General features: G+C 66.7%; 3 protein-coding genes. 2 read left to right on the top strand and 1 reads right to left on the bottom strand.

From position 1 onward, the window contains the following. Nucleotides 1-58 precede the first annotated feature (58 nt). Nucleotides 59-253, bottom strand: coding sequence for a hypothetical protein (locus ACFWGJ_RS43360; protein WP_387334491.1), 195 nt, complete (start codon nucleotides 251-253; stop codon nucleotides 59-61). A gap of 359 nt (nucleotides 254-612) precedes the next feature. Between ACFWGJ_RS43360 and ftsE the strand changes: the two genes are divergently transcribed. Next, nucleotides 613-1,302 (top strand): cell division ATP-binding protein FtsE, encoded by a 690-nt coding sequence (gene ftsE / locus ACFWGJ_RS43355; RefSeq protein ID WP_107015900.1) that lies wholly within the window; start codon nucleotides 613-615, stop codon nucleotides 1,300-1,302. Nucleotides 1,303-1,348: 46 nt separating this feature from the next. Continuing rightward, nucleotides 1,349-2,266, top strand: a complete 918-nt coding sequence (ftsX, locus tag ACFWGJ_RS43350) for a permease-like cell division protein FtsX (protein WP_107015901.1) — start codon at nucleotides 1,349-1,351, stop codon at nucleotides 2,264-2,266. The last annotated feature ends 41 nt before the right edge of the window (nucleotides 2,267-2,307 follow it).

The following is a 2,307-nucleotide window of genomic DNA, read 5'->3' as shown; positions in this document are numbered from 1 at the left end:
GCCATCGGCTCCGGGCCCTTCCTTGTGTGGGGTCGGCTCCTATGCGCCCGCGGCGCCCTTAGGCGGTCTGGTGCGCCAGCAGGGCCACCGCCGCGATCAGGACGGCGAGCAGCGCGATCAAGGTCACGGGGGTGAGTCCACCGCCCAGGGGGCCCTCGTTCTGCAGGCGTGCGCGGTTCGCGCGGCACACGGGGCAGCGGCCTTCGTTCACAGGCGCGGCGCAGTTCGCGCACACCAGCCGGTCGTACGTCATGCGCTCGCCCTCCTTGCACCGGTTCCACGGACACAACGCTCTCGGGGACGGATACGTTCCCACTCCACTGTGCCAGGTTCCTCCGGAAGGTGCGCGCGTTCCTGTGCAGGGGGCTCTGCGGGCGCCTCGGGAGGGGGCTGCGGGTCGTATCGCGGCTGCGGGGCGGTGGGGGCTCGTCGCGCAGTTCCCCGCGCCCCTGAGGGGCGGAGCCCTTCCCGAAGAAGCCTCTCCTTCTATGTGCCCGGTACAAATGCGCACAACCCTTGTGCAACCCGTCTCCGCGCCTGCGCGCGTGCACTCAGGTCGCGTAAGGTCACGCTCATCTAGCCCCCATACCCCCGACGGCCTGTGGTGCATCCGTGATCCGATTCGACAATGTCTCCAAGGTCTACGCCAAGCAGACCCACCCCGCTCTCCGGGATGTCTCCCTGGAGGTGGAGCGCGGTGAGTTCGTGTTCCTGGTGGGGTCATCCGGCTCCGGAAAGTCCACCTTCCTGCGGCTGATCCTGCGCGAAGAGCGGGCCAGCCACGGCCAGGTGCACGTGCTGGGCAAGGACCTCGCGCGCATCTCCAACTGGAAGGTGCCGCAGATGCGCCGCCAGCTGGGGACCGTGTTCCAGGACTTCCGCCTCCTGCCCAACAAGACGGTCGCCGAGAACGTCGCCTTCGCGCAGGAAGTGATCGGCAAGTCCAAGGGCGAGATCCGCAAGTCCGTGCCCCAGGTGCTCGACCTCGTCGGCCTCGGCGGCAAGGAGGACCGGATGCCCGGCGAGCTGTCCGGCGGTGAGCAGCAACGCGTGGCCATCGCGAGAGCGTTCGTGAACCGGCCCAAGCTGCTGATCGCGGACGAGCCCACCGGAAACCTGGACCCGCAGACCTCCGTCGGCATCATGAAGCTGCTCGACCGGATCAACCGGACCGGGACCACCGTCGTGATGGCGACGCACGACCAGAACATCGTGGACCAGATGCGCAAGCGCGTCATCGAGCTGGAGAAGGGTCGCCTCGTCCGCGACCAGGCGCGCGGCGTCTACGGCTATCAGCACTGACCGCGAGTCCCACGCGTCCGTCCACGGAAAGGCCTGAGAAGACGCCATGCGCGCCCAGTTCGTTCTGTCGGAGATCGGTGTCGGTCTCCGCCGCAATCTCACGATGACCTTCGCGGTCGTCGTCTCCGTCGCCCTGTCCCTCGCCCTGTTCGGCGGCTCGCTCCTGATGAGCGACCAGGTGAGCACGATGAAGGGCTACTGGTACGACAAGGTCAACGTCTCGATCTTCCTCTGCAACAAGTCCGACGCGGAGTCCGACCCCAACTGCGCCAAGGGAGCGGTCACCAGCGAGCAGAAGAAGCAGATCGAGACCGACCTCGGCAAGATGTCCGTCGTCGACAACGTCACGCACGAGTCGAGCGACGAGGCGTACAAGCACTACAAGGAGCAGTTCGGCGACTCCCCGCTGGCGGCCTCGCTCACCCCGGACCAGATGCAGGAGTCCTTCCGCGTCAAGCTGACGGACCCGGAGAAGTACCAGGTCATCGCGACCGCCTTCGACGGCCGTGACGGCGTGCAGTCCGTGCAGGACCAGAAGGGCATCCTCGACAACCTCTTCGGGCTGCTCAACGGCATGAACTGGGCAGCGCGGGCGGTGATGGCGATGATGCTCGTCGTCGCGCTGATGCTGATCGTCAACACGGTGCGCGTCTCCGCGTTCAGCCGTCGGCGTGAGACCGGGATCATGCGCCTGGTGGGCGCCTCCGGCTTCTACATCCAGGCGCCGTTCATCATGGAGGCCGCCGTCGCCGGACTGATCGGCGGTGGTGTCGCCTGCGCCTTCCTGGTGATCGCGCGGTACTTCATCATCGACCACGGTCTCGCCCTGTCCGAGAAGCTGAATCTGATCAACTTCATCGGCTGGGACGCCGTCCTCACGAAGCTGCCGCTGATCCTCGCCACGAGCCTTCTGATGCCCGCGCTGGCCGCGTTCTTCGCGTTGCGCAAGTACTTGAAGGTGTGACACATGCCAAGAGGGCCGTACCGGCAACCGCCGGTACGGCC

Origin of the sequence: Streptomyces sp. NPDC060205 (assembly GCF_042728395.1) — a bacterium.
Lineage (GTDB): Bacteria > Actinomycetota > Actinomycetes > Streptomycetales > Streptomycetaceae > Streptomyces.
Note: the sequence above shows the minus strand (reverse complement) of the source record. Positions and strands in the feature narration are given on the sequence as shown.